Consider the following 2,388-nt stretch of genomic DNA (forward strand, 5'->3'; position numbering starts at 1 on the left):
CTCGACGTCCTCAGCAAATCCCGAGTCACCACCACCACAACACCAGAACAGGAGGACGCACCCGCAGCACTAACCGCATAAGTCACGACATCGAAGAATCACACGACGACGTCGTACACCACGTCCCTGGACTTGACCCGGGTCGATTCAGGTAGGAGACGACACCTGATTGACCCACCCTGTGCCGTGTCGACGGACGCATGATTACCGGTGTATAGCGCGGACTGGATCGACTGGGCGAATTCTTTAAGCCACTGCGGCCGCGAACGACTGATAAAGATCACCGGACAACGGAGTCTCCAGCTCCCAGGTAATAGCCATCGGCTTCTCGCCGACGTGTCCACGGTAGGTGCCTGGGCCGAGGAACCAGAAGGCTCGGTCAGTCGCCCGGAGTCGTGTGAATAGCATGATCGAGCGGCCCGTGCGCATGTGATTGCGGTAGCGGAGACCGGTTTCGCTGTCGGCGCGAGTCATCGACTGGCTCTCCCAGTGAATGAGTGACGGACTGATGGCGTAGTCGCGGTAGCGAGTAGTCGGCGAGAAGCTTCCGCTGCTCTTGTCGAGCGTGAACGCAAGCAAGTCGGCGTTGCCATCCTTGGCTTCATAGACTCCCTCGCGCCAAGGGGCTGCTTTTGCGCGATCCCCAATACCGAAGGCGCTCAGTATCTCGATACGCGAGTAGCGGGCGTGCACCTGCAACGGCACATCCGGATGCTGGTCCAGCACGCCGTGTAGGTGGTCGACTCGTTCGTCAAGCTCGACGAGTAGTTCGGCGAGTTCGGCACAAATTTGAGGATGCGACCATACGAGATCAACAGCGTCCTGCAGGGAATGTTCGGTGGTAAGCACTTGGTCACACAAACTAGCGACGAGCATTCGCACCAGCCGACGTTCGCGTTCCGGGAGTGTGGATACGGTTACCGGACTTGGCGCCTCGAGAAGCCGCCGGTAGGTGGCGATTCGTTCGTCGTCGTCGATGTGGAGAAGGCGGCCGATTGCCTTACGCAGCGGCGTCTCGTGCTCGCCGGGTGCAGCGATCGGTACGCCCGCTGCCGCGCACAGATCGGACCAGCATCGGGTCCCGTCGTATACGTCAGGCAAGTCAAGGCCGGATTCCTCCAGGTACTGCGAGAGGGTGACTTCTGGATATTTCTTGTGCACGACGCGCAGTTCAGCCACACGGGAAGGCCACCGCGACGGAATCGCATCTCGTAGGCTGCGCAACACAATTTCAGACGCTTTGGCATCCAAGTGCATGTAGCAGCCGGCCGGCAAAAACGGAAAGCCTTGTCTCACCGCGCTTTCGATGTCGCGCCGGGTGCCGCCTAGCAGGGCGCGGTAGCGGCGATCGAAGCGGAACTCCTTGCGATGGTTGCTGACGAAATCTAGTACGGTGCAGAAGTTTTTCGTCCTGGCTCGGCGAAGTCCGCGCCCGAGTTGCTGGAGAAATAGTGTTGGGCTTTCGGTTGGGCGCAGCATGAGCAGGGTGTCCACGGTGGGGACATCCACACCTTCGTTGAATAGGTCAACCGAAAAGACGACTTTCACCTTGCCGGCCGCGAGGTCGCGCAGGGCTGAGGCGCGGTCAGCCGGAGGGCTATCTCCCCAGACTGCGACTGCAGGAACACCGTGCCTATTGAAATGCCTCGCCATAAACTGAGCGTGCTCGATGCCCACACAGAAGCCAAGGGCTCGCATCGTGTCGGGATCATCTGCCAGTCGCAACACTTCTTGCAATACCGTGCGGGCCCATGCGTCAGTGCTGGTGTACAGATTGCTGAGGGCTTGGTCATCGTAACCCTGCCCTCGGCGCCACGGGATATTGGTCAGGTCCAACCCGTCATGAATGCCGTAATACATGAAGGGGCAGAGGCGATGCTGATCGATTGCATCCCAAAGCCTGAGCTCGGCGGCGATGCGATCGTCGAACCAGTGCAAGATTGACAGATCGTCACTGCGTTCCGGCGTGGCAGTGAGCCCTAGTAGTTCCTGCGGCTGCACATGATTGAGGAGTTTGCGGTAAGAAGGTGCCGCCGCATGGTGGAACTCGTCGACGATAACAACGTCGAAATGGTCGGGCGCGAGATCTCCTAAGTTGGCAGCATTCAGGCTTTGGATCGAAGCGAATACGTGGTCGAAGCGTTGTGGTCGCGATCCGCTGATCCACTTCTCCCCGAAAGAAGCGTTGCGCAACGCGTGGCGGAAGGTCGCGAGGCTTTGGTCAAGTATTTCGTTCCGGTGGGCGACGAAGAGTAACCGAGACCGCGACAGCAGGTCTCGCAGGCGGGCGTAGTCGACGGCCGCCATCACAGTCTTGCCGGTGCCGGTGGCGGCGACGAGAAGGTTTCGATGGTGACCACGGATGCGCGACAGCGCGATTCTTTCTAG

1 protein-coding gene is annotated in these 2,388 nt (G+C 59.7%); it reads right to left on the bottom strand.

Annotation, left to right across the window (positions count from 1 at the left end; all coding sequences use genetic code 11):
- Nucleotides 1-246: 246 nt before the first annotated feature.
- Nucleotides 247-2,388 (bottom strand): DUF3427 domain-containing protein (locus A9X01_RS19660; RefSeq protein ID WP_081282487.1); only part of this gene is annotated, 2,142 nt, incomplete at its 5' end.

Source organism: Mycobacterium asiaticum (assembly GCF_001668675.1).
Taxonomy (GTDB): Bacteria; Actinomycetota; Actinomycetes; order Mycobacteriales; family Mycobacteriaceae; genus Mycobacterium; species Mycobacterium asiaticum_D.